This window comes from Bradyrhizobium betae (assembly GCF_050632175.1).
In the GTDB taxonomy this organism is placed as follows: domain Bacteria; phylum Pseudomonadota; class Alphaproteobacteria; order Rhizobiales; family Xanthobacteraceae; genus Bradyrhizobium; species Bradyrhizobium betae_B.
This window is the reverse complement of the sequence record NZ_CP192576.1, coordinates 3,590,427-3,613,329: the sequence shown is the minus strand read 5'-3', so window position 1 is coordinate 3,613,329 and position 22,903 is coordinate 3,590,427. Positions and strand designations below refer to the sequence as shown.

Sequence of the window (22,903 nt, the reverse complement as noted above, 5' to 3'; positions counted from 1 at the left end):
TCGTCAAGACCTGTCCGTGCATCAAGGCTCGTGTCCATGCATATCGTCTGTCCCCATTGTACGACATCCTACGCCATCAAGCTTGGAAGCCTGGGGGCCAACGGCCGGACGGTCCGTTGTTCCCGCTGCAAGGAGACCTGGGTCGCCTATGCCGAGGATGCCATCGAGGAGGCCTCCGTCCCGGCCATGGCCGCAGCCAGCCGGGGCAACGACCAGTCCGACCTCGCCGCAGAGTGGAACTCCTACGCCGAGGACGACGGTGCCGCCGATACGCCCGTCGTCGACAGTCCGTCGATCGCCAGCGACTGGCCGGCCGAGGACGCCAGGGAGATCGAGGACGAGTGGTCAGCGGCCGCCCGCGCCGCCGAGGAAGATGTCGCCGGCGCGCGGCACCAGTCCTGGTTCCGTAGCCTGTTCCCCGCCGCGGGGCGCGGGTGAGCCGCCCGGTCGCCGCCACGGCTCCGCGAAAATCCTACTTTGGCTTGCCGGCCGCCTGCACCGCCATGGGCGCGCTGGTGCTGGCTCTGGTGATCTGGCGCGGCGACATGGTGCGGCTGCTGCCGCAGACGGCCGCCTTCTACAAGATGGTCGGCTTCGATGTGAACCTGCGCGGGCTGGCCTTCAGGGACGTCAAGCTCTCCAGCGAGACCGTGGAGGGTAAACAGGTACTGGTGATCGAGGGCGTCATTGTCGGCCAGGGCAAGAAGCCGCTCGATATCCCGCGCTTGCGCTTTGCGGTGCGCGACGCACAGGGCGCCGAGATCTACGCCTGGAATACCGTGCTGGAGCAGACCGTGCTGCAGCCCGGCGAGCGCGCCTTCTTCCGGTCGCGCCTCGCCTCGCCGCCGCCCGAGGGCCGCAATATCGACGTTCGCTTCTTCAACCGGCGCGACATTGCCGGCGGCAGCGTATAATCAGCCTCGCAGGGGCCCGCAGGGGAGGGCTCGTCCCAAGGGTTGGTCTGATGCCGAAAGTCCTGATCGCCGACGACGAGGATTCGATGCGCCAGTTGGTGGCGCGCGCCATCGCCATGGACGGCCACGAGACCGTCACCGCGCAGGACGGCGCCGAGGCGCTGGAGATCCTGACCCGCGAGAACGGCGCGTTCGATCTTCTGCTCACCGACATCCAGATGCCGGTGATGGACGGCATCGCACTCGCCCTCTCCGTCGCGCGCGACTTCCCCGATCTGACCATTTTGCTGATGACCGGGTTTGCCGATCAGCGCGAGCGCGCCTCCAACCTGAACGCGCTGGTGCATGACGTCGTGACGAAGCCGTTCTCCGTCGCGGACATCCGCACGGCAGTGGCGGACGCGCTCGCGGCGAAGAAGGGGTAGCGCCTCCGATATCGTAGCCCGCATGCAGCGCAAGCGGAATGCGGGGAGTTCCGCGCGACAGCAGTCCCGGATTACGCGTGCGCTCCATCCGGGCTACAAGCGTGCCTCAGAAATCCTTCAACAGACGCTCGAGATAATCGAGCTCGATCTGCGGACGCGCCGGATCGCTCAGGCGACGGCGGAGTTCTTCGAGGATGCGGCGGGCTCGCTGGGCGTCGATCTCCCCGGAATCTTGACCGTGTAGTCGTCGCTATATTCCTTGCCGCGGAGCGGCCGGCCCAGCGGATCGGTCCGTTCGCCGTTGCCCTGCTGGCGTCCGACAGCCTGGCCGGGGCCCTCGCCGTCGCCCGGCTCCTGGCCCTCGCCCTGTTGCTGCCCGCCCATCGAGTCGGCCAGATCCTGCATTCCCTTGCGCAGGGCGTCGATGGCCTTGCCCTGCGATGCCGTCGCACCATCGGCATCGCCTTCGCCGATCTGATTGCCGGCGTCGCCCATGGCGTTCCCGGCGGCGTCGAAGCCGTCATCGCCATCCTGGTCGCCGTCCTGGTCACCCTGGCCCTGCTGTCCTTGTTGACCCTGCTGCCCCGGCTGCTTCTGCCCGCGCTGGCCTTTCTGGCCATCCTTCTGCAGGCCCATCTCGGCGAGCTTCTTCTTCAGAGCCTCGAGCCGCTTCTTCAATTGTTCCTGTCGATCCTGCGTGTCCTGAGACCCCTCGCGCTGGGCCGATGGATCGTTTGGATCGGGATAGAGATATTTCTCCATGTCCCGGATCGCCTTGGACTGCTGGCCGACGCTTTCGTCGGTGTTCTTGTCCTTCAGGCTGTCGGCAGATTGCTTCATCGACCGGTCGGCACTATCGAGCAGCGCGTCCAGACTCTTTTGGTCGGCGCGCGACGACTGGGCGAGGCTGATCGAACTCGTGGAACAGGATAGCGCAAGGGCGAGGCATGTGGTCGCAAGCCCTGTCTTTCCTTTGTGCCAGATCGAGATGTGCTTCATGAGCTATCTGTTCCCCTGGGATTCACGCCAGGTCTTGAGCTCTTCACGCAAGGCTTCCTGCTGCTTTGCCAGATCGTCCAGCTGATCGCTGGTGGCGCCGCGCGTCTTCTGCCGCAGCTCCCTCGACTTGCGCAGGATCTCCGCGACCTTGGGAGGCAGGGGCTTGGTCCGCGGACCGCGCTTGGCGTCCTTGCTCTGGCGGTCGGTTTCGTCCCGCAGTGCGTTCTGCTCGCGGAGCAGATCGTTCAGTTCGCGCGCGATCTCATCCATCTCGCGCTGCTCGGCGCTGGGTGGCCCCGGGGGCCGCTCCAGCAAACGCGCCAGCCGGTCCAGCTCGCGCGCGGCCGCGTCACGGTTGCCGCGCTGGATCAGCCGCTCGATCCGCTTCATCTGGTCGTCGAGGCCGACGGCCGGCCGCGCCAGCGGATTGTTGCGCATCTGCTGCGCATACTGGCGCATGTAATTGTCCAGCGCGGTCCGCAGATTATCCATGAGCTTCTTGAGCTCTTCGTCACTGGCGCCGCGCGCAAGCGCCTGCTTGAGCGCGTCCTGCGCTGCGCGCAATGCCTTGGCGACGTCGCTGATGTTGCCGTCCTCGATCGTCACCGCCAGCGCCCACAGGCTCGCCACGACCTCGCGCAGGGAGTCGTCGGTTCGCGCCGCCTCGAGCTGGCGCGCGACGCTGTGGAGGCCGAGATACTGGCCGGCTTCCGGCGTGAACATCTCGGGCGCGATCATCAGTGCGTCGAGCGCGGTGTAGACGTCGGCGTTCCTGTTGGCGTCGAGCGCGAGGATGCGGCGCTGCTCGATCAGCGCGCGGGCCAGCGGCTTGGTGAACAGCCGCCCCGGCAGGCGCATGTTGAAGGGCTCGCTCGTCGCCTCGTTGCCGGCCTCGTCCTTGGCCGTGAGGGTGAGCGTAACCTCCGCGCCGGAATAGGGATCCTCGCTGAGGTCCTTCACCGTCTGGCCGACGCCGTTGCGGGTCCGCGCATTGGGCAGCGTCAGCGGAAATTGCGGCGGCTGGTACAGCGGCCGCGCGGCCTTGCCGTCAGCATCCTTGCTCGGATCTTTGGCCGTGTCCGTACCCTCGGCAATACGCGGAACGATTTGCGCGGCAGCGGCGGTGACGCCGTAATCGTCCTCGATCTTGTAGGACAGCTGCAAGGCGCCGTAGGCCTGACGTTCGGGATCCTTGGCGAGCGCAATCGTCGGCGCACGGTCCGGCATCGCCGTGAAGGCCCATTGCGGCTGGCCCGAGGGCGCACGGACGTGCGCGCTGCCGTCGCCCGCGATGGTGAAGTGCTTCTCGTTGGTGCCCTTGGGCGCGGCCTCGGTGGGTGCGACCTCCTTGAGGCCGCCGGAGATGGCGACATCCAGGCTGCCGCCGGACGAGCGAACGATCAGGGTCGAGCCGGCGGGCACCGCGAGCGGACCGCTGGCGGGCAGCGCCGCGGCCTCCTTGTTGGCGGCCGACAGGATGATCGGCGGCTTGCCGGTGTAGAGCGGCGGGGTGACCCAGGCATCGACGCGAACGTTGCTCGGTGCCAGCACGCCGTTCCAGTCGAAAGCGGCTCCGAGCCGCATCGCGCGCTCGCTGCCGGCGGCGAAAAAGTTGCGACCAGCATCACCATGACCAGCGCGCGCAACGCCCAGGGATCATGCAGGGCAAGGCGCGGATGCGGCAGACCGGCGCGGATGCGCTTGAGCGAGGCCAGCGTGCGCTCGCGCTGCGCCTGCCACAGCGCCTGCGCGATCGGGTCCTGCGAGGTCAGTGTGTCCGTGAGCGTCGTGGCCGGGCGGTGACGGATGCCGGAGCCACAGTCGAGCCGGGCCAGAGCCTCTTCGCGACGCGGCCAGCGGAAACGAATCAAGGGAACAAGGGCGGCAATGGCGATGCCGGCAAAGAGGACGAGACCGATGGCCCGGACGACGGACGGCAGCGCCAGCCACAGGCCGGCCCAGGACACCACCAGGAACAGGCCGACAACCGTCAACACCCGAGCCAGATGCGGCCAGGCACGTTCCCACGCGATGGCATAGGTGGCCCGTTGCAGGGCCTGCGCCAGCTTCAGCCGCGACAGAGCGTCGCCATCGCGGATCGGGTCTGACGGGTCGGGGGTGACGCCGTTCAATCAACTCTCCAGGTTGCCCGGAAGGGAAGCCTACCACAACGGCAGCACTGAGGCATCCATTCCCGTACGGGAGAGCCCCCTTTTCCCGCATAACACGAGGACGTGACTGGCCCGCCGCAACCCCGTAGTTTCCCCGCCGTCATCCAACGAAAAGAGGGAACGCCATGGACAAGAAGATGCACGACAAGGGCCTGGAAGTCCGCAAAGCGGTGCTGGGCGAGGCCTATGTCAACAACGCCCTGAAGAACGTGGACGACTTCAACCGTCCGTTCCAGGAGATGCTCAACGAATATTGCTGGGGTACGGTGTGGGGCCGCGAGGAGCTGCCGCGCAAGACCCGCAGCATGCTCAACATCGCCATGATCGCGATCCTCAACCGCCAGCACGAGTTTCGCGCGCATCTGAAAGGCGCGCTCACTAACGGCGTCAGCCGCGACGAGATTCGCGAGATCCTGATGCAGGTCGCGATCTACGGCGGCATGCCGGCCGCAGTCGACAGCTTCCGCATCGCGCGCGAGGTGTTCGCGGAGATCGACGGCAAGGCGTGAAGACGGCAAACAGCATCTAACGTATTGCTCCGTCATTGCGAGCGAAGCGAAGCAATCCAGAAATGCCTCCACGGCGACAGCCTGGGTTGCTTCGTCGCCTCGCTCCTCGCAATGACGACGGAAAGGAAACGACACAATGGACATCGGATTCATCGGCCTCGGAAACATGGGTTTCCCGATGGCGCGGCGGTTGATCGAGGCAGGCCACAAGCTCGTCGTGTTCGACGCGCGCAAGGAGGTCACGGAAAAGCTCGTGGCCCGCGGCGCGACTGCCGCCACATCACCAAAGGACGTCGCCGACCAGGTCGAGACGGTGATGGCGAGCCTGCCCTCGCTGCAGGCTTCGCTCGAGGTCGCCACGGGAGCGAACGGCGTCATCGAGGGGAGCCGCGCCAAACGCTTCATTGATCTGTCCACCGTCGGCTCGACGATGGCGACGAAGATTCACGGCCTGCTGGCGAAACACAATATCGTGCAGATCGACTGCCCCGTGTCCGGCGGCGTCGGCGGCGCCGAGAAGGGAACGCTGGCGGTGATGGTGTCGGGCCCGAAAGCGGAGTTCGAGCTGCTCAAGTCCGCACTCGACGTGATCGGGAAGGTGTTCTTCATCGGCGAGAAACCGGGCGCGGCGCAGACCATGAAGCTCGCCAACAATTTCCTGTCGGCCACCGCGATGGTGGCGACGTCGGAAGCCGTGGTGATGGGCGTCAAGGCCGGTCTCGATCCTGCCGTGATGATCGACGTCATCAACGCCGGCTCCGGCATGAACACCGCGAGCCGCGACAAGTTTCCGCGCTCGGTGCTGCCGCGCAGCTTCGACTTCGGTTTCGCCACGGGCTTGATGGTGAAAGACGTGCGGCTGGCGCTGGAGGAGATGAAATCGCTCGGCCTTTCGATGGAGGTCGCGGACGCGGTCGGGCGACTGTGGGAGACGGTCATCAGCGCGGAAGGCGCCGATTCCGACTTTACCGCAGCGATCAAGCCGATCGAGAAGAAGGCGGGGGTCGTGGTTGGCGGAAAGAGGTAGCGCTCACGCCGATTGCGCTGACACTGTTGATTTGCATGGCCTATCAAGCAGTTTCGCCGGACCACCCCGTGTCATGCAGGCAACCCCAAGGCTACTGTGCATGGGGTTGTTTTGGCATTTTTCGTTGGCCCCGCGAACAGGCGCGGCGACCGCTCACAACCACGGCGCCGGCTTGTCCATCGCAATGAGCTGCTCGACCTCGATGCGCGGGCGCACCACGGCGTACTGATCGCCCTTCACCAGCACCTCGGCACCAGCGGTCGCGTGTTGTAGGTGCCGGCCTGCACCGCGCCATAGGCGCCCGCGGTCATGATGGCGATGAGATCGCCGGGCTTCGGCGTCGGCAGGGCGCGGTCCAATGCGAGATAGTCGCCGGTCTCGCAAACCGGGCCCACGACGTCCGCCAGGATGGTGGCCGCGCCCTTCGCGGCTTGCGTCACCGGCAAGATGTCGTGATGGGCTTCGTACAGCGTCGGCCGGATCAGATCGTTCATCGCGGCATCGATGATGACGAAGTTCTTGCCGTCGCCGTGCTTCACATAGATTACCTTGGCGACGAGGATGCCGGCATTGCCGACGATCATGCGGCCCGGCTCGAACATCAGCGTGCAGCCGAGATTGTGACTGACACGCTTGACCATGGCGGCATAGACGTCGGCGCCGGCGGCGCCTCGCGGTCCATGTAATAGGGGATGCCGAGGCCGCCGCCGAAATCGACGTGGCTGATGTCGTGACCGTCGGCACGTAGCGTCTGCACGAATTCGGCAAGGATGCGGAACGCGGTCTCCATGCTGGAGAGGTCGGTGATCTGGCTGCCGATATGCACGTCGGTGCCTGTCACCTTGATCCCCGGCAGCCTCGGCGGCGCGCGCATAGACCTCGCGGGCATGCGCGATCGGGATACCGAACTTGTTCTCGGATTTTCCGGTCGAGATCTTGGCGTGCGTGCCGGCGTCGACGTCCGGGTTGACGCGCAACGAGATGCGCGCGGTCTTGCCCGTCTCGGTCGCGAGCCGCGACAACAGTTCGAGCTCCGGCTCGGATTCGACGTTGAGACAGAGGATGTCGGCGGCGAGCGCGGCGCGCAGCTCGTCTTCGGTCTTGCCGACACCGGAGAACAGGATCTTGTTGGCGGGGATGCCGGCGGCCAGCGCGCGCTTCAGTTCACCGCCGGAGACGACGTCGGCGCCCGCGCCAAGCTTCGCCAGCGTGCGCAGCACCGACTGGTTGGAGTTCGCCTTCATGGCGTAGCAGACCAGCACCTTCTCGCCGGCGAAAGCGTCGGTGAAGACGCGGTAGTGGCGCTCCAGCGTCGCGGTCGAATAGCAATAGAACGGCGTGCCGACGTCTGCGGCCAGCTCGGACAGGCTCACCGCCTCGGCGTGCAGCACGCCGTTGCGATAGTCGAAATGGTTCATGGCATTGGCTCAGCTACCCGGCCTTAGCGGCTGGGTCTTTCGTCCAGAAGCGGGTCGAGGATAAACGGTTTCTTCTTGCCCTTGGTCGCCGCCGGCGCGGCGTCCGCACCATAGGTGGGATTGAACACGCTCGGCGTCCTCTGGGCTTCGGTCTCGGTATCGGTTGGAGCCGCGACATTGGCTGTGGGCGCGCCGGAGGCGGTCGGCGGCAGATCGAGCGGGCCCTTGCGGCCGCAGCCGGCAAGCGCGAGCGCCGTCAGGCTCAAGACAATGATGGCCCACCCCGAGCCGGCCGGGCGAAACTTTGACGTCACGACGAAATCCCCACTACGCGGGCCGCACCATACAGAGTTTGGCGCGCTCTGGCGAGAGCCGGATGACCATGAAACATAAGCGAAATTTTGCCCTCAGCCCAATTTTCGCTCTTTTTCCAGCCGCTTCACCCAGGCCTTGGCCTGAGCCGCCACGTTCTTCGGCGCGGTGCCGCCAAAGCTGGTCCGGCTCTTCACCGACGATCTCGACCGAAAGCACGCCGAGCACGTCCTTGGTGATCCTGGGCTCGATCGCCTGCATCTCCTTGAGCGGCAGTTCGTGCAGCGCCACGCCGCCCTCGGCAGCCCTGGCCACGATGCGGCCAGTGACGTGGTGGGCATCGCGGAAAGGCATCTTCAGCGTCCGCACCAGCCAGTCGGCGAGATCGGTCGCGGTGGCATAGCCCTCGCCGGCAGCAAGTTTCATCTTCGCCTCGTCGGGGACGAGATCGCGAACCATGCCCGTCATGGCGCGGATCGCCAGCGAGAGCGCCGCAAAGCCCTCCATGGCGCCCTGCTTGTCCTCCTGCATGTCCTTTTGATAGGCCAGCGGCAGGCCCTTCATCACGATCAACAGACCGTTGAGCGCGCCGATGACGCGGCCGGTCTTGGCGCGCACGAGCTCGGCGGCATCCGGATTGCGCTTCTGCGGCATGATCGAGGAACCGGTGGTGAACTTGTCACTCAGCCTGACAAGGCCGACCAGCGGCGAGGTCCAGATCACGATCTCCTCGGCGAAGCGCGACATGTGCACGGCGCAGATCGAGGCCGCCGACAGCGTTTCCAGCACGAAGTCGCGATCTGACACCGCATCGAGCGAATTCGCCATCGGGCGGTCGAAGCCGAGCGCCTTGGCGGTGGCGTGGCGATCGATCGGGAACGAGGTGCCGGCAAGCGCGGCGGCGCCGAGCGGGGATTCATTGAGACGCTTGCGCGCATCCTGGAAGCGGCCGCGATCGCGCGCCGCCATCTCGACATAGGCGAGCAGGTGGTGGCCGAAGGTCACGGGCTGCGCGGTCTGCAGATGCGTGAAGCCGGGCATCACGGTCGCGGCATGTTCGAGCGCGCGGTTGACCAGCGCCGCCTGGAACGTGGCGAGCGCGGCATCGGTCTCGTCGAGGATATCGCGCACATAGAGCCGAAAATCGGTCGCGACCTGGTCGTTGCGCGAGCGCGCGGTGTGCAGGCGGCCGGCGGCCGGGCCGATCAGCTCCGACAGGCGGCTCTCGACGTTCATATGGATGTCTTCGAGCGCGCGCTTGAATGTGAAGCCGCCCGAGCCGATCTCTGACAGAATCGTGTCTAGACCCTTGCCGATATTTTTCGCATCAGAGGCCGTGATGATGCCCTGGCTGGCAAGCATCGCGGCGTGGGCCTTGGACGCGGCAATGTCCTGGGCAAAGAGGTGACGATCGACGTCGATGGAGACGTTGATCTCTTCCATGATCTCATCGGGACGTTCCGAGAACCGGCCGCCCCACATCTTGTTGCTCATGATCCCCTGCTCACGCCTTGCCTGCCGCTCACCACGTTTGCTGGCCGGAGCCAGCCGTATTAAGAGGCCCCTGATAGCCATATCTGCGACCGGATGACAAACGATATGCTGGAACAGAAGCCCTCCGCCACGCGCCGGATCCCCCTCGTCATCGCCACGGTGGCGATCGGAGGGCTGGCGGGCTTTGCCGCGCTGTACGGGCTCGGCCTGAGCCGGGCGCCTGCGGGGGATCCGACATGCAAGCCGGCGGTGGCGACGGCGCAGAAGATCGCCCCGCTCGCCCATGGCGAGGTGGCCGCCCTTACCATGGCGAGCGCCCCCCTCAAGCTGCCCGACCTGGCCTTCGAGGACGCCGACGGCAAGCCGAAGAAGCTGTCCGATTTCCGCGGCAAGACGCTGCTGGTAAACCTCTGGGCCACCTGGTGCGTGCCGTGTCGCAAGGAGATGCCGGCGCTGGACGAGCTCCAGGGCAAGCTGGCGGGCCCGAATTTCGAGGTGGTGGCGATCAATATCGACACCCGTGACCCCGAGAAGCCGAAAACCTTCCTGAAAGAGGCCAATCTGACCCGGCTCGGCTATTTCAATGACCAGAAAGCAAAGGTCTTTCAGGATCTTAAGGCCATAGGCCGGGCCCTGGGCATGCCGACCTCGGTGCTGGTCGACCCGCAGGGCTGTGAGATCGCGACCATCGCGGGGCCGGCGGAATGGGCGAGCGAGGATGCGCTCAAGCTGCTCCGGGCCGCGACGGGCAAGGCCGCCGCATCGTTTTAGGAATTCAGGCGGTGACGTTGAGGTTTCCGCCGACGCCGGCGCCGACATTGGCGAGCGAGGGCTGACCGGCGCCGAGCAGCGTCAGGACGGTGGATTTCTCCGCGTCCGCGTTCTGCTTGATCAGCGTCGCCGAAATATTCGACTGCAGCGCGCCTTGCTGAGCGGCCAGCATGGTGCTGACCATCGCCATCATGTCCATTACGCAAAACCTCTTTAGCGGGCGCAGCCTAGGGGCGACGGGTTAATGCGACATGAATTGTCACAGATCCCGTAGGGTGGATTAGCCGAAGGCGTAATCCACCTCAGACTGCTGACAAAGTCCTCGCCTTTGGCGGGGACTTTTGATTCATTGGTGCATGCTTCGCAAACCCTCGCCGCAACAAACCGCGCTGGAGATGGTAAGTCTCGACGGTCTGGTTCCGAAGGATCACCTGCTTCGCAAGATCGAGGCGGTGATCGACTTTTCCTTTATTCATGATCGGGTTGCCGGGCTTTATTGCCCGGACAACGGACGCCCACCGCTCGATCCGACGGTGATGTTCAAGACGCTTTTCATTGGCTACCTGTTCGGGGTGCGGTCCGAACGGCAACTGATGCGCGAGATCGAGGTCAATGTCGCCTACCGCTGGTTTTTAGGGCTGAAGCTGACCGATCCGGTGTTCGATGCCTCGACACTGAGCCAGAACCGCCGGCGGCGTTACAACGACACGAGCGTTGCACAGGATATCTTCGATGCGATCGTGGAGCAGGCGATCGCCAAGGGACTGGTCGACGGCACGGTGCTCTATACGGACTCGACCCACCTGAAGGCCAATGCCAACAGGAACCGCTACGACACGGCGGTGATCGCCAAGTCGCGGGCGGATTACTGGGACGCGCTGGATGCGGCGATCGAGCAAGACCGCACCGAACACGGCAAAAAGCCGCTGCCGGACAAGGAACGCCAGCCGATCGAGAAGGAGACCAAAGTCTCGCGAACCGATCCAGATGCCGGCTACATGGTGCGCGAAGGAAAGCCGAAGGGCTTCTTCTATCTCGATCATCGTACCGTGGACGGCCGGCTCGGCATCATCACCGATACCCACACGACACCCGCCAACGTGCATGACTCGATTGTCTATCTCGGCAGGCTCGATCGCCAGCGACAGCGCTTTGACTTCGATGTTGGCGCGGTCGGGCTGGATGCCGGCTATGCCACCTCGGGGATCGCCCAGGGGCTGGAGCAACGCGGGATCCTTGGCGTTACCGGCTATCGCCGGCCAACTCCGCCGCGTTCCGGCATGATGGCGAGCAAACTATTCGCCTATGAAGCGAAGCTGGATGGCTACCGCTGTCCGCAAGGTCAACTGCTCCCCTATGCCACCACTGATCGCACCGGTTACCGCCACTACAAGAGCGATCCGCTGATCTGCAGAAGTTGCCCGCTGCTGGCCTCATGCACGTCGAGCCGCAACGCCACCCGGCTGATCATCCGCCATGTCTGGGCTGACGCCCGCGAGCGTGCCGATGCCCATCGGCTCACCCCGTGGGGCAAGCGCATCTACAAGCGCCGCAAGGAGACCGTCGAACGCTCCTTCGCCGACGCCAAGCAGCTCCACGGCCACCGCTATGCCCGCTTTCGAGGCCTCCTCGCCGTAACCTGCCAATGCCTGCTCGCCGCCGCCGCGCAGAACATCAAGAAAATGGCTCTGGCCCTGGCTCCCAGGGCCATATGGGCCTGAGCCCCGCTGCAAGCCTTCACCTCAACGTCTTCAAAACAAAACCCCGCCAAAAAATGACGGGGTTTGTCATCAGTCTGAGGTGGATTAGCCGAAGGCGTAATCCACCTCTTTGGTGTCCGCGGAGATAAACAGCGGTGGATTACGCTTCGCTAATCCACCCTACGGCACCGCTGCCCTATCGCGTCGGAACGGGCTTGGCGCCGCGGTAGTCGTAGAAACCGCGCTGGGTCTTGCGGCCGAGCCAGCCCGCCTCGACGTATTTCACCAGCAGCGGGCACGGGCGGTATTTGAGTCGGCGAGCCCTTCATGCAGCACCTGCATGATGGAGAGACAGGTATCGAGGCCAATGAAATCGGCCAGCTCCAGCGGACCCATCGGATGATGCGCGCCAAGCTTCATCGCCGCGTCGATCGCCTCGACGTTGCCGACGCCTTCATACAGCGTGTAGATCGCCTCGTTGATCATCGGCAGCAGGATGCGGTTGACGATGAATGCCGGAAAATCCTCGGAGACCGCGACCTGCTTGCCGAGCTTGCCGACGAATTCCTTGGACGCCTCGAAGGTCGAATCGTCGGTGGCGATGCCGCGGATCAATTCGACCAGCTCCATCAGCGGCACCGGATTCATGAAGTGAATGCCGATAAAGCGCTCGGGCCGGCTCGGTGGCAGCAGCCAGCCGTGTGATCGAGATCGAAGACGTGTCGGAAGCGACGATCGCTTCCGGCTTCAGCACCGCGCAGAGCTCGTGAAAAATCTTCCGCTTGACCTCTTCCTTCTCGACCGCGGTCTCGATCACGAGATCGCAGTCTGAGAGGTCGTCGAGCTTCTCGGCCAGCGAGATGCGCGCCATCGCCTTGGCCTTGTCGTCCTCGGTGACGCCCTTCTTGGAGACCTGGCGCGCCAGATTGCCATTGATGGTGGCCATGCCGGATTTAAGGCGGTCGGCCGAGATGTCGTTCAGCACCACGTCGAAGCCGGCCAGCGCCGCGACATGCGCGATGCCGTTGCCCATCTGCCCCGCGCCGATCACGCCGACCTTCTTGATCACTGCCGCCATAATGTCATCCACCGGAACGGCGCGCATATCGCGCCTGCTTAATTCCCCGAGCCGGGAGGTCCGATTTAACCAGAACCTTGGCTCGAAACCTAGATTGGATCGCTTCCCCGGCGTGCCCCACGCCAAAGAAAACGCCTCGAAAAGAAACACCGGCCGGAGTGTAGCACTCCGGCCGGTGTTTTTATCGCGTTTTTACTTGCCGAGCTTGGCGAGCGCGTCGGTGAGCTCAGGAACCGCCTGGTAGAGGTCGGCGACCAGGCCGTAATCGGCGACCTGGAAGATCGGCGCGTCCTCGTCCTTGTTGATCGCGACGATCACCTTGGAGTCCTTCATGCCGGCCAGATGCTGGATCGCGCCGGAAATGCCGACCGCGACGTAGAGCTCGGGGGCGACGACCTTGCCGGTCTGGCCGACCTGCCAGTCGTTCGGCGCATAGCCGGCGTCCACCGCCGCGCGTGAGGCACCGACGCCGGCGCCGAGCTTGTCGGCGAGCGGCTCGATGTATTTGGCGAAGTTCTCACGGCTCTGCATGGCACGGCCACCGGAGACGATGATCTTGGCCGAGGTCAGCTCGGGACGATCGCTCTTGGCGACTTCTTCGCCGACGAAGGACGACAGGCCCGGATCGGCCGCAGCCGCGACGCTCTCGACGGCGGCGCTGCCGCCTTCACCGGCTGCAGCGAAGGTCGAGGTGCGAACCGTGATGACCTTCTTGGCGTCCTTCGACTTCACCGTCTGGATGGCGTTGCCTGCATAAATCGGACGCTCATAGGTGTCTGGCGCGACCACCTTGGTGATCTCCGAGACCTGCATGACGTCGAGCAGCGCCGCGACGCGCGGCATCACGTTCTTGAAGCGCGAGGTCGCGGGCGCGACGATCGCGTCATAGGACGGGGCGAGCGAGACGATCAGCGCGGCCAGCGGCTCGGCGAGATCGTGCGCATAGGTCTCGCCTTCGGCGACCAGCACCTTGGCGACACCGGCCAGCTTGGCGGCCGCCTCGGCCGCAGCCTTGGTGCCCTGCCCGCCGCCGGCGACCAGCACGTGGACATCACCACCGAGCTGGGACGCCGCGGTGAGCGCCTTGTTGGTGGAGTCCTTGAGGATCTCGTGTTCGTGTTCGGCAATCAGCAACGTCGTCATCAGAGCACCCCGGCTTCGTTCTTGAGCTTCGACACCAGCTCGGCGACGTCTTTGACCTTGACGCCGGCCTTGCGGCCCGCGGGCTCAGCCGTTTTCAGAACTTCGAGGCGCGCGGTGACATCGACGCCGTAATCGGCGACGGTCTTGTCCGCGATCGGCTTCTTCTTGGCCTTCATGATGTTGGGCAGCGAGGCATAACGCGGCTCGTTGAGACGCAGATCGGTGGTGACGATCGCCGGTCCCTTCAGCTTCACGGTCTGCAGGCCGCCGTCGACTTCGCGGGTGACCTTGAAGTCAGAGCCTTCGACCTCGAGCTTCGAGGCGAACGTCGCCTGCGACCAGCCGAGCAGCGCGGCCAGCATCTGGCCGGTCTGATTGCTGTCGTCGTCGATCGCCTGCTTGCCGAGAATGATCAGCCCCGGCTGCTCTTCTTCCGCGATCTTCTTCAGGATCTTGGCGACAGCGAGCGGCTCGACGATGCCCTCGGCCTTCACCAGGATGCCGCGATCGGCGCCCATGGCAAGACCGGTGCGGATCGTCTCCGACGCCTGCGCAGGTCCGATGGAGACCACCACGACTTCGGTCGCCTTACCGGCTTCCTTCAGGCGCAGCGCTTCCTCGACCGCGATTTCGTCGAACGGGTTCATGGACATTTTGACGTTGGCGAGTTCAACGCCCGATCCATCGCTCTTGACGCGGACCTTGACGTTGTAATCGACCACCCGCTTTACCGGCACCAAGACCTTCATCGATCCTCTTTCACTCAATTTGGGAGGGGGTTATCAACTGGCGCGGAACCTAAAGGCCTGATCCGGCCGGGTCAACGCGCGCAGGGGCCAAATTTTAGACCTTAGAAATGCGCGGCTCAATGGGCAGCGATCCCGGTGGTCAGCGATTCTGACCGGGAACCCAAAGCACGTCACCGGCACCGTTATGGTTAGCGGCACGGCTGGCCACGAACAGGAAGTCCGACAGGCGGTTCATATAATGGATGCCAGCCGTACCCACGGGCTCGCCGGGCCGGGCTGCCAGTTCCACCATCACCCGTTCCGCCCTGCGGCAAATCGTGCGGGCGACGTGGAGGTAGGCGGCGGCAGGCGTGCCGCCCGGCAGTACGAAGGAGGTCAGCGGCGCGAGCTTGTCGTTGAGCGCGTCGATGTCGCGCTCGAGCCGCTCGACCTGGCTTGCCACCACCCGAAGCCGTTCGGCCTTGCCCTCGCGTTCGGGAACAGCGAGATCGGCGCCGAGATCGAACAGATCGTTCTGGATGCGGCCGAGCATCGCGTCGAGTTCGGGCGCGTCCTTTGTGTACAGACGAACGACGCCGATCGCGGCATTGGTCTCGTCGACCGTGCCATAGGCCGCGATGCGCAGATCGTATTTCGGGCGCCGCTCCCCGGTTCCGAGCGCTGTCGTGCCGTCGTCACCGGTCTTCGTATAGATGCGGTTGAGCGTGACCATTTAGCGCCCCATCGCCCAGACTGCGAGCATGGCGACGACGATCGCCACGAACTGAAGCAGCACGCGCCAACGCATCAGCTTCTGCGAGGTGTTGGGCGAGCCGCCGCGCATCATGTTGACGAGACCGAGCAGCAGCACCACCGCCACGGCGCCGGCTGCCACCGGCAGGATGAAAGTACTCAAAAGGGATGCCATTGGCTGTAGATAACACCGTGTGGGCCGGTGCGCTATCTCCCGAACCGGTCATTCCGCAGCGACGCGGCCGGACGCGGAAGGAGCATCGAACCCGAATCCATTCCGCGACGTATATTAGGGCTGAATGGATTCCGGGGGCTCGCTGCGTGTGTCCGGATTCACGACGGGACACTTCACGATCTGGCTTTTAAGCCAATAATATCAGATGGTAGTTGAATGATTTCCGGTTTGCGCCAATGGCCTCGGTTCTTCGCCTCTCCCCGCCTGCGGGACGAAGGCCGGGGGACGCTGTGAAGGCAATGCGCTACATCTATCTGGTCGTGATGGACGCGTTCTACACGTTCCTGGCCGACGACGGCTGGGCGATCGCGAGCCACATTGCGCTGTCTTCGCTGATGGCGTTGTTCCCGTTCCTGATCGTGCTGACCTCGCTCGCGGGTGTGTTCGGGTCGAAGGAGCTCGCGGACCAGGCTGCGGGGCTGATGCTCCAGGTCTGGCCTGCGCAGGTCGCGGACTCGCTCTCCGGCGAAATCCACGACGTGCTGACCACCACCCGCAGCGGCGCGTTGACGATCGGCGCTCTGCTATCGGTCTATTTCGCCTCGAACGGCGTCGAGGCACTGCGGGTCGCGCTCAACCGGGCCTATGCCGTAGTGGAGATGCGGCGCTGGTATTGGCTGCGGCTGGAATCGATCGGCTACACGCTGGTCGCGGCCTTCACCGCGCTTGCCATGGCGTTCCTGATCGTGCTCGGACCGCTCTTCATCGAGGCGGCGCGGCGTTACATTCCGCTGTTCGTCGAATCCAACGAGAGCATCCTGACCTGGCTGCGCTACGGCATCACCGTCGGCGCGCTGGTGGTGGCGCTGCTGATCCTGCATGCCTGGCTGCCGGCCGGACGGCGCGGCCTCCTCCAGATCCTGCCCGGCATCGTCTTCACCATCGTGGCTTCGCTGATCTCGGGCATCGTGTTCGGACAATATCTGGCGCGCTTCGCCAACAACTACGTGACGATGTATGCGGGGCTCGCCTCGGTGATCATCGCGCTGGTGTTTCTGTATTTCATCGCCGCGATCTTCGTTTACGGCGGCGAGCTCAACGCCGCGATCATCAAATCGCGGCTTCCTCACGGCGTCTCGCTTCAAGCAGCGCAGTCGCTAAAGCCCTCGGAGACACAGGCTTGACCAGGAAGGCGTCGGCGCCGGCCTGGCGCGAGGCCGCCTCGTCCTCGCCACGGCCGGACACGCCGATGATCGGGATCTGAGCCAGCGGCGGCGCCATGGTGCGAATCCGCCTGATCGCCTCGACCCCGTCGATGCCCGGCAGCACCATGTCCATCAGCACGGCGTCGAACGCGCCCTGCGTGAGCCGGTTCACCGCGTCCTCGCCGCGCCCGACGAACTCGGCATGATGGCCGAGCTCGGTCAGGATGGTATTGAGCACGACGCGGCCGAACGGATTGTCCTCGACGCTGAGCACGCGCAGCGCTTCCATTGCGTCAACGTCGGCCTCCTCCTTCGACTTGCGGGACTTGCCCGATCCCGTCGCATCCAGAGCGACCGTCAACGTGAAGGTGGCGCCGCCGCCGCGCCGCGGCGCGACCGAGATGTCGCCGCCCATGGCGCGCGCCAGTTGCTTTACAGAGGACAGCCCGAGGCCGGCGCCGCCGAAGCGCGAGGCGATAGTGACATTGGCCTGGGTGAACGGGCGGAACAGCCGCTTGATCTCGGCCATAGTCACTCCGATGCCGCTGTCGGAGACCGAGAAGGCAACCCCCACCCTGGCTTTCGTCCTGCCCCTGGCTTTGGCAGGACGCCACGGCGCGACCGCGAGCGCCACGGCGCCATGCTCGGTGAACTTCACGGCATTGTCGATCAGGTTCTCCAGCGCGGCGCGCAGCCGGACGGAATCGCCGACCACCAGCCCTGGCAGCTTTTCGGAGATATCGACCTGGGCCTGCAGGCCCTTGGCCGCAGCGCGGCCGGCGAGCGAATCGCCCGCGCTGCGAGCCAGCGTTCGCAGGTCGAACAAATCCTGCCGCAGCGTGCCGCCGCCCTTTCCCTTGCCGGTTCTGGCGGCATCGACGAACAGGGTGGCGAGGCTCGCCAGATGCTCGGCACCGGCCTTGATGGTGTCGGCCCAGCGCCGTTCCCGCTCGCCGAGATCGGAGGTTGCGAGCAGATCGCTGATCGCCAGAATTCCGGTCAGCGGGGTGCGGACCTCATGGGCAAAGGCGGCAAGCGCTGCCTGGATCACGTCAGGCGCCGCCCCTTTACGGCTAGGCTTGCGCACCTTCGCGGCTGGCACGGACCGTTTCCGAACCACTCGCCTGGACGTCCGCGTAGTGCGCGCTGCGCGCGATTTCGCCGCCATAACTCCCCTTCGAAGTATCCCCTTCGAACCCCGGGCCGTCAGGCAAGCATGGCACGGCGGAACCCCCGGAGTCACGGCGGCGTTTTGCTAACCCCCAGAGAAACTTGGTTTAATCCCACCAACCGGCGGATACTGGCCGGCGATGCGCCGGCTTTGCGCAACTCCCGCAGGCCGGTCGAGAGGCTCGATTTCGACAGCTTCCGTCCCTCGCCATCCCGAATCAGGGTGTGGTGGCGGTACGCGGGCTTCGGCAGGCCGAGCAGGGCTTGCAGCAGACGGTGCACGGACGTGGCGTGAAACAGGTCCTGCCCCCGCACCACCTCGCTGATCCCCTGGAGGGCGTCGTCGACGACCACGGACAGATGGTAGCTGGTCGGCGTCTCCTTGCGGGCCAGGATCACGTCCCCCCAGGCCTCGGGGCGCGCGGGGACGATGCCGCGCTCGCCATCGGGCCCCTCGCCCAGCTCATTCCAGGTCAGGCTGGCGACGCGGCGGCAGGCGGCCGTCATGTCGAGCCGCAGCGCATAAGGCGCGCCACTTCCGATCAACCTCGACTGTTCATCAGCCGGCAGCGATTGGGCGGCGCCGGGATAAAGCGGCGCGCCGTCGGGATCGCGCGGCCACGGCCCGTCGGCCTCGCGCGCGGCCACCAGCCTTGCGATCTCGGCGCGGCTTTCGAAGGCGGGATAAACAAGGCCGAGAACGGAAAGTTTTTCGAGTGCGGCGCGATAGTCCGCAAGATGCTCCGACTGCCGCCGCACCGGCGTTTCCCAGACCATCCCCAGCCAGGCGAGATCCTCGTAGATCGCCGTCTCGAACTCCGGCCGGCAGCGCGTAACGTCGATGTCCTCGATCCGCAGCAGCAGCAGCCCGCCGGTCTCGCGCGCGCGATCGAAGTTCAGCAGCGCCGAATAAGCATGGCCGAGATGCAGGTGGCCGTTGGGGCTGGGGGCAAATCGGAAAACGGGTGGCATCGCTTTCATGGTACGCATCATTGCCGGGCATAGCGTCAGAAGGACGGCGTCGCTTCCGCTCGCCTCTGTTACGATAGGAGATGGCTGCGCGGGTCAAGCGCGCATGACGAGTGAGCCACGATGACGACCCACCTCGAAACCCAGTCCGATCTCGAAGAGGCTGTCCACGCGCTGGTCAAGCGCGATCCGCGCCTGAAGCCGGTGCTTGAGATCGCGGGCATGCCGGCGCTACGGCGGCGCGAGCCGGGGTTCGCCGGGCTTGCCCACATCGTCTGCGGGCAGCAGCTCTCCACGGCCAGCGCCGCGGCGATCTGGGGACGGCTGTCCACAGCCTTCAATCCGTTCGACCATGACGCGGTGCGCCGCGCCCGCACCGACCGGCTGGGGCGGCTCGGCCTTTCCGCCGCCAAGATCAAGACGCTCAAGCATCTCGCGCGGGAAATCACCGCGGAGCGGCTGAACCTCGACGTGCTCGCCGAGGAAGACGCCGACGCGGCACATCACACGCTGATCGCGCTGCCCGGCATCGGGCCGTGGACCGCCGACGTCTATCTGCTGTTTTGTCTCGGCCATGGCGACGCCTGGCCGGCCGGCGATCTCGCCGTGCAGGAAGGAATCAGGATTGGCCTCGGCCTGCAGGCGCGGCCGACGGAAAAGCAGATGGCGCCGCTGGCCGAACCCTGGCGCCCCCTGCGCGGCGCGGCTGCGCATCTGTGGTGGAGCTACTATCGCGCGGTGAAGAAGCGCGAAGGCGTGCTGTCGGCCTGACGCGACCGTATTCCGCCTGAGCAGGGCCACATGCTCTTGCTGCTCGGGTAAAGCGCTTTTGGCGACCGGAGAACCGGTATAGCGTTCGATTCCATATAATATGAGCATGATCTCTTCGGAAAACAGCTGCCACTTTTCCGGATCGTGCTCGAGAGGAAACGCCGCGAAGACGGCACGAGGTCGCGCATGCTGGACAAGACCAAGGATATTGCCATTTCCGCGCAAGCCTGGCTCGACGAGTTCGAGCGCACGCTTGGCAGGCCCGATCGAGCCGCGCTCGACCGCCTGTTCGTGGCCGAATGCTTCTGGCGCGATGTGCTGGCGCTCAGCTGGAACCTGCAGACGCTTGCCGGCCGCGAGGAGGTCGCACAAGCGCTGACCATATTCGCACCAAAGGCAGCGCCAACCAGCTTCAAGATCGCCCCCAACCGCGCACCACCACGCTGGGTGACGCGCGCGGGCACCAATACCATCGAGGCCATCTTTGACTTCGAAACCGCGACGGGGCGCGGCAGCGGCATCGTGCGGCTCGTGCCCGATCTTGCCGACGGCGACCGGCTGAAAGCGTGGACGCTCCTCACCGCGCTCGACGAGCTCAGGGGTTTCGAGGAACAGCTCGGCACATCGCGGCCGCGCGGTCAGGCCTATTCGCGCGACTTCCGCGGTCCGAATTGGCTCGATCTGCGCAACGCCTCACGCGACTATGCCGATCACGATCCCACCGTGCTCGTGGTTGGCGGCGGCCAGGCCGGGCTTGCCATCGCGGCACGGCTGAAGCAGCTGAAAGTCGACACGCTGATCGTCGATCGCGAGGCACGGATCGGCGACAATTGGCGCAAGCGCTACCACGCGCTCACCCTGCACAACCAGGTGCAGGTCAATCACATGCCCTACATGCCGTTCCCGCCGAACTGGCCGACCTATATCCCCAAGGACAAGCTCGCCAACTGGTTCGAAGCCTATGTCGACGCCATGGAGCTGAACTTCTGGACCGGCACCGAATTCGAGGGCGGCGCCTATGACGAGGCCAGGGGCCGCTGGACGATCACGCTGCGGCGCGCCGACGGCAGCAAGCGCATCATGCATCCGCGCCATGTGGTGATGGGGACCGGCGTCAGCGGCATCGCGAACGTGCCTGACATTCCGACCCTCGACAATTTCAAGGGCACGCTGCTGCATTCGAGCCGTTACGAAGATGGCGAGAACTGGCAGGGCAAGCGCGCCATCGTCATTGGCACCGGTAACAGCGGCCACGACATCGCGCAGGACCTCTATTCCAGCGGCGCCGAGGTGACGCTGGTCCAGCGTTCACCGACCCTGGTCACCAATATCGAGCCGTCGGCGCAGCTCGCCTATGCGACCTACAACGAAGGCACGCTCGAGGACAACGATCTGATCGCGACCTCGATGCCGACGCCGCTCGCGAAGAAAACGCATGTGATGCTGACGGAGCAGTCGAAGGAGCTCGACAAGGATCTGCTCGAGGGCCTGTCCCGTGTCGGCTTCAAGCTCGACTTCGGCGAGGCCGGCACCGGCTGGCAGTTCAAATACCTTACCCGCGGCGGCGGCTATTATTTCAACGTCGGCTGCTCCAACCTGATTGTCGAAGGCAAGATCAGGCTGACGCAGTTTTCCGACATTGAGGGCTTCACGGCCGGCGGTGCGCAGATGAAGGACGGCACCACCGTTGCAGCCGATCTCATCGTGCTCTCCACCGGCTACAAGCCGCAGGAATATCTGGTGCGAAAGCTGTTCGGCGACGGCGTGGCCGATCGCGTCGGTCCGGTCTGGGGCTTCGGCGACGGTCTGGAGCTGCGCAACATGTATGTGCGCACCGCACAGCCCGGCCTGTGGTTCATCGCCGGCAGCCTCGCTCAGTGCCGGATCAACTCGAAATACCTTGCGCTCCAGATCAAGGCGATTGAGGAAGGGATTTTGGGGCGTGAGGTGAGCACGGCTTGAGCCCTTCGTCATCGCGAGCGTAGCGAAGCAATCCAGAATCTCTCAGCAGAGGCAGCCTGGATTGCCTCGCTGCGCTCGCAATGACAATGTGGAGACAATTGCGGGCCACCACGAACAGAAGGGATTACAGATGCCAGCCATTCTCGGCACCGGCGAGCACCGCTACCGCGTGGTCGAAAATTTTGCGAAGCTGCCGGACGGCTGGACGCTGACCGACGTCGCCTCCGTCGCTGTCGACAGCAAGGATCAGGTCTACGTCTTCAACCGCGGCGCCCATCCGATGGTGGTGCTCGACTGCGACGGCAATTTTCTGCGCAGCTTCGGCGAAGGCCTGTTCTCGCGCGCGCATGGACTTCATATCGACGCTGACGACAATCTCTATTGCACCGATGACGGCGACCACACCGTGCGCAAATGCACCACCGACGGCAAGGTGCTGTTGACGATCGGCATCCCCAAGAAGCCGGCGCCGTTCATGAGCGGCGAGCCGTTCCACCGCTGCACCCACACCGCGCTGTCGCCGAAGGGCGAGATCTACGTCTCCGACGGCTATGGCAATGCACGCGTGCACAAATACACGCCGGACGGCAAGCTGATCAGGAGTTGGGGCGAGCCGGGCACCGATCCCGGCCAGTTCAACATCGTGCACAACATCGCCACCGATTCCGACGGCTGGGTCTATGTCGCCGACCGCGAGAACCATCGCGTGCAGGTGTTCGACGGCGAGGGCAGATACGAGACGCAGTGGAACAATCTGCACCGGCCCTGCGCGCTGTGCTGCTGTGGCGGGGCCGGGAGCCCGACCTTCGTCATCGGCGAGCTCGGCCCCGGCCTCGACATTAATCGCAATGTGCCCAATCTCGGCCCGCGACTATCAATCGTCGATGCGCAAGGCAAACGCATCGCGCGACTCGGCGGCGAAGACGGCCCGGGCGTTGCGAGCGGCAAATTCCTGGCGCCGCACGGCCTCGCCTTGGATTCGAAGGGCGACATCTATGTCGGCGAAGTTGGCGTGACCAACTGGAAAGCAAGCTTTCCGGACGAGGAGATGCCGGCAGTCGTCCGTTCGACGCGGTGCTTGCAGAAATTGGAGCGGGTACGGGAGTAGGCCGGCCTGAGCGGCCCCCAAATCGCGGCGTTTTTGAGCGTTTCGCCACCCCGCCGCCGCATTGCATGCGCCTGAATAAGTCGCTCAACGGGCTTCACAAT

17 protein-coding genes and 6 pseudogenes are annotated in these 22,903 nt (G+C 64.9%); 10 read left to right on the top strand and 13 right to left on the bottom strand.

The features are described 5' to 3' along the window. Positions 1 to 36: 36 nt before the first annotated feature. Both ACQ86E_RS17375 and ACQ86E_RS17370 read left to right on the top strand, forming a co-directional pair. Positions 37 to 914 (top strand): annotated as a pseudogene (locus tag ACQ86E_RS17375) (MJ0042-type zinc finger domain-containing protein). A gap of 50 nt (positions 915 to 964) precedes the next feature. Continuing rightward, the gene (locus ACQ86E_RS17370) at positions 965 to 1,339 is read left to right on the top strand and encodes a response regulator (protein WP_431201027.1); all 375 of its coding nucleotides are present in this window, start codon (positions 965 to 967) and stop codon (positions 1,337 to 1,339) included. Positions 1,340 to 1,445: 106 nt separating this feature from the next. On the opposite strand, the pseudogene ACQ86E_RS17365 reads toward ACQ86E_RS17370, so the two are convergent. Together ACQ86E_RS17365 and ACQ86E_RS17360 are read right to left on the bottom strand one after the other, a co-directional pair. Further along, positions 1,446 to 2,101, bottom strand: a pseudogene (locus ACQ86E_RS17365) (DUF4175 family protein). 240 nt (positions 2,102 to 2,341) lie between these two features. Beyond that, a pseudogene (locus tag ACQ86E_RS17360) lies at positions 2,342 to 4,470 on the bottom strand (TIGR02302 family protein). Positions 4,471 to 4,634: 164 nt separating this feature from the next. Here ACQ86E_RS17360 and ACQ86E_RS17355 point away from each other — a divergent pair. Both ACQ86E_RS17355 and ACQ86E_RS17350 read left to right on the top strand, forming a co-directional pair. Next, the gene (locus ACQ86E_RS17355; protein WP_014491654.1) at positions 4,635 to 5,018 is read left to right on the top strand and encodes a carboxymuconolactone decarboxylase family protein; all 384 of its coding nucleotides are present in this window, start codon (positions 4,635 to 4,637) and stop codon (positions 5,016 to 5,018) included. Positions 5,019 to 5,154: 136 nt separating this feature from the next. Beyond that, on the top strand, positions 5,155 to 6,045 hold the full coding sequence (locus ACQ86E_RS17350; protein ID WP_431201026.1) for an NAD(P)-dependent oxidoreductase: 891 nt from the start codon (positions 5,155 to 5,157) through the stop codon (positions 6,043 to 6,045). 153 nt (positions 6,046 to 6,198) lie between these two features. On the opposite strand, the pseudogene lysA reads toward ACQ86E_RS17350, so the two are convergent. The 3 genes and pseudogenes from lysA to argH all read right to left on the bottom strand — a co-directional run bounded on the left by lysA (position 6,199) and on the right by argH (position 9,269). After that, positions 6,199 to 7,463 (bottom strand): annotated as a pseudogene (lysA, locus tag ACQ86E_RS17345) (diaminopimelate decarboxylase). Positions 7,464 to 7,486: 23 nt separating this feature from the next. Further along, complete coding sequence (gene lptM / locus ACQ86E_RS17340) at positions 7,487 to 7,777, bottom strand: LPS translocon maturation chaperone LptM (RefSeq protein ID WP_431201025.1); 291 nt, start codon at positions 7,775 to 7,777, stop codon at positions 7,487 to 7,489. Between the two features lie 93 nt (positions 7,778 to 7,870). Further along, positions 7,871 to 9,269: pseudogene (argH, locus tag ACQ86E_RS17335) on the bottom strand (argininosuccinate lyase). A gap of 105 nt (positions 9,270 to 9,374) precedes the next feature. Here argH and tlpA point away from each other — a divergent pair. Continuing rightward, entirely contained in the window at positions 9,375 to 10,040 is a 666-nt protein-coding gene (gene tlpA, locus ACQ86E_RS17330) for a thiol:disulfide interchange protein TlpA (protein WP_431201024.1), read from the top strand. 4 nt (positions 10,041 to 10,044) lie between these two features. Here tlpA and ACQ86E_RS17325 read toward each other — a convergent pair whose 3' ends face one another. Further along, positions 10,045 to 10,239 (bottom strand): hypothetical protein, encoded by a 195-nt coding sequence (locus ACQ86E_RS17325; RefSeq protein ID WP_431201023.1) that lies wholly within the window; start codon positions 10,237 to 10,239, stop codon positions 10,045 to 10,047. A gap of 157 nt (positions 10,240 to 10,396) precedes the next feature. Between ACQ86E_RS17325 and ACQ86E_RS17320 the strand changes: the two genes are divergently transcribed. Next, on the top strand, positions 10,397 to 11,761 hold the full coding sequence (locus ACQ86E_RS17320) for an IS1182 family transposase (protein ID WP_431201022.1): 1,365 nt from the start codon (positions 10,397 to 10,399) through the stop codon (positions 11,759 to 11,761). 175 nt (positions 11,762 to 11,936) lie between these two features. Here ACQ86E_RS17320 and ACQ86E_RS17315 read toward each other — a convergent pair. The 5 genes and pseudogenes from ACQ86E_RS17315 to ACQ86E_RS17295 form a co-directional block, all read right to left on the bottom strand. Then, positions 11,937 to 12,818 (bottom strand): annotated as a pseudogene (locus tag ACQ86E_RS17315) (3-hydroxybutyryl-CoA dehydrogenase). Between the two features lie 192 nt (positions 12,819 to 13,010). Then, on the bottom strand, positions 13,011 to 13,961 hold the full coding sequence (locus ACQ86E_RS17310) for an electron transfer flavoprotein subunit alpha/FixB family protein (protein ID WP_431201021.1): 951 nt from the start codon (positions 13,959 to 13,961) through the stop codon (positions 13,011 to 13,013). Beyond that, positions 13,961 to 14,710: an electron transfer flavoprotein subunit beta/FixA family protein gene (locus tag ACQ86E_RS17305; RefSeq protein WP_431201020.1), complete on the bottom strand. Its 750-nt coding sequence runs from the start codon at positions 14,708 to 14,710 to the stop codon at positions 13,961 to 13,963. The genes ACQ86E_RS17310 and ACQ86E_RS17305 overlap by 1 nt, the downstream gene beginning before the upstream one ends. A gap of 139 nt (positions 14,711 to 14,849) precedes the next feature. Beyond that, positions 14,850 to 15,422 carry a cob(I)yrinic acid a,c-diamide adenosyltransferase gene (locus tag ACQ86E_RS17300; protein ID WP_015688857.1) on the bottom strand — a complete coding sequence of 191 codons (573 nt, stop codon included), beginning with the start codon at positions 15,420 to 15,422 and terminating at the stop codon, positions 14,850 to 14,852. Further along, positions 15,423 to 15,617, bottom strand: coding sequence for a twin transmembrane helix small protein (locus tag ACQ86E_RS17295; protein WP_015688858.1), 195 nt, complete (start codon positions 15,615 to 15,617; stop codon positions 15,423 to 15,425). 290 nt (positions 15,618 to 15,907) lie between these two features. On the opposite strand from ACQ86E_RS17295, the gene ACQ86E_RS17290 reads away from it, so the two are divergent. Then, the gene (locus ACQ86E_RS17290) at positions 15,908 to 16,801 is read left to right on the top strand and encodes a YihY/virulence factor BrkB family protein (RefSeq protein WP_431201019.1); all 894 of its coding nucleotides are present in this window, start codon (positions 15,908 to 15,910) and stop codon (positions 16,799 to 16,801) included. On the opposite strand, the gene ACQ86E_RS17285 is transcribed toward ACQ86E_RS17290, so the two are convergent. Then, entirely contained in the window at positions 16,728 to 17,990 is a 1,263-nt protein-coding gene (locus ACQ86E_RS17285) for an ATP-binding protein (protein WP_431201018.1), read from the bottom strand. The two genes, ACQ86E_RS17290 and ACQ86E_RS17285, sit on opposite strands and share 74 nt — an antisense overlap. A gap of 71 nt (positions 17,991 to 18,061) precedes the next feature. Then, the gene (gluQRS, locus tag ACQ86E_RS17280) at positions 18,062 to 18,964 is read right to left on the bottom strand and encodes a tRNA glutamyl-Q(34) synthetase GluQRS (RefSeq protein ID WP_431206497.1); all 903 of its coding nucleotides are present in this window, start codon (positions 18,962 to 18,964) and stop codon (positions 18,062 to 18,064) included. A gap of 120 nt (positions 18,965 to 19,084) precedes the next feature. Here gluQRS and ACQ86E_RS17275 point away from each other — a divergent pair, with 120 nt between their 5' ends. The 3 genes from ACQ86E_RS17275 to ACQ86E_RS17265 all read left to right on the top strand — a co-directional run bounded on the left by ACQ86E_RS17275 (position 19,085) and on the right by ACQ86E_RS17265 (position 22,802). Further along, positions 19,085 to 19,732 carry a DNA-3-methyladenine glycosylase family protein gene (locus tag ACQ86E_RS17275; protein WP_431201017.1) on the top strand — a complete coding sequence of 216 codons (648 nt, stop codon included), beginning with the start codon at positions 19,085 to 19,087 and terminating at the stop codon, positions 19,730 to 19,732. Between the two features lie 186 nt (positions 19,733 to 19,918). Beyond that, the gene (locus ACQ86E_RS17270; RefSeq protein WP_431201016.1) at positions 19,919 to 21,694 is read left to right on the top strand and encodes an NAD(P)/FAD-dependent oxidoreductase; all 1,776 of its coding nucleotides are present in this window, start codon (positions 19,919 to 19,921) and stop codon (positions 21,692 to 21,694) included. A gap of 130 nt (positions 21,695 to 21,824) precedes the next feature. Further along, entirely contained in the window at positions 21,825 to 22,802 is a 978-nt protein-coding gene (locus ACQ86E_RS17265) for a peptidyl-alpha-hydroxyglycine alpha-amidating lyase family protein (RefSeq protein ID WP_431201015.1), read from the top strand. Positions 22,803 to 22,903 lie beyond the last annotated feature (101 nt).

Bases quoted from the DNA above. Each gene is read 5' to 3' on its own strand.
- ACQ86E_RS17370 (WP_431201027.1), top strand. From the start codon at position 965: ATGCCGAAAGTCCTGATCGCCGACGACGAGGATTCGATGCGCCAGTTG.
- ACQ86E_RS17355 (WP_014491654.1), top strand. From the start codon at position 4,635: ATGGACAAGAAGATGCACGACAAGGGCCTGGAAGTCCGCAAAGCGGTG.
- ACQ86E_RS17350 (WP_431201026.1), top strand. From the start codon at position 5,155: ATGGACATCGGATTCATCGGCCTCGGAAACATGGGTTTCCCGATGGCG.
- tlpA (WP_431201024.1), top strand. From the start codon at position 9,375: ATGCTGGAACAGAAGCCCTCCGCCACGCGCCGGATCCCCCTCGTCATC.
- ACQ86E_RS17325 (WP_431201023.1), bottom strand. From the start codon at position 10,239: ATGGACATGATGGCGATGGTCAGCACCATGCTGGCCGCTCAGCAAGGC.
- ACQ86E_RS17320 (WP_431201022.1), top strand. From the start codon at position 10,397: ATGCTTCGCAAACCCTCGCCGCAACAAACCGCGCTGGAGATGGTAAGT.
- ACQ86E_RS17310 (WP_431201021.1), bottom strand. From the start codon at position 13,961: ATGACGACGTTGCTGATTGCCGAACACGAACACGAGATCCTCAAGGAC.
- ACQ86E_RS17305 (WP_431201020.1), bottom strand. From the start codon at position 14,710: ATGAAGGTCTTGGTGCCGGTAAAGCGGGTGGTCGATTACAACGTCAAG.
- ACQ86E_RS17300 (WP_015688857.1), bottom strand. From the start codon at position 15,422: ATGGTCACGCTCAACCGCATCTATACGAAGACCGGTGACGACGGCACG.
- ACQ86E_RS17295 (WP_015688858.1), bottom strand. From the start codon at position 15,617: ATGGCATCCCTTTTGAGTACTTTCATCCTGCCGGTGGCAGCCGGCGCC.
- ACQ86E_RS17285 (WP_431201018.1), bottom strand. From the start codon at position 17,990: ATGGCGGCGAAATCGCGCGCAGCGCGCACTACGCGGACGTCCAGGCGA.
- gluQRS (WP_431206497.1), bottom strand. From the start codon at position 18,964: ATGCCACCCGTTTTCCGATTTGCCCCCAGCCCCAACGGCCACCTGCAT.
- ACQ86E_RS17275 (WP_431201017.1), top strand. From the start codon at position 19,085: ATGACGACCCACCTCGAAACCCAGTCCGATCTCGAAGAGGCTGTCCAC.
- ACQ86E_RS17270 (WP_431201016.1), top strand. From the start codon at position 19,919: ATGCTGGACAAGACCAAGGATATTGCCATTTCCGCGCAAGCCTGGCTC.
- ACQ86E_RS17265 (WP_431201015.1), top strand. From the start codon at position 21,825: ATGCCAGCCATTCTCGGCACCGGCGAGCACCGCTACCGCGTGGTCGAA.